We start from the raw sequence: 370 nt of genomic DNA on the forward strand, positions 1-370 counted from the left end.
CGTCGGCTGGGCTCAGTGCCAGGACAAGGCAACCACTCTCGCTGCTGCCGGCACCCCGGTCGCCATGGCCTATGTCGGTTCGCGCACGCTGAAGCAGTTCGCGCAGAACGATCTCATCGTTCCGGTGCCGATGACGGAAGACGAAAAGAAGACCTATTACCCCAACATCGTCGACACGGTCACCTTCGAGGATACGCAGTGGGGCGTGCCGGTCGCTTTCTCGACCAAGGCGCTCTACTGGAACAAGGACCTCTTCAAGCAGGCCGGTCTCGACCCGGAAACCCCGCCGAAGACCTGGGCTGAGGAAATCGCCGACGCCAAGGCCATCAAGGAAAAGACCGGCATTGCCGGCTACGGTCTGCCTGCCAAG

The 370-nt window shown here is 61.9% G+C and carries 1 protein-coding gene; it reads left to right on the forward strand.

What is annotated here, in order from left to right; translation table 11 throughout:
* Positions 1-370, forward strand: a 370-nt coding sequence (locus SB764_RS38700) for an extracellular solute-binding protein (RefSeq protein WP_410866564.1), incomplete at both ends; no start/stop codon positions are given.

The organism is Paraburkholderia sp. SIMBA_027 (assembly GCF_046535315.1).
GTDB classification, from domain to species: domain Bacteria; phylum Pseudomonadota; class Gammaproteobacteria; order Burkholderiales; family Burkholderiaceae; genus Paraburkholderia; species Paraburkholderia tropica.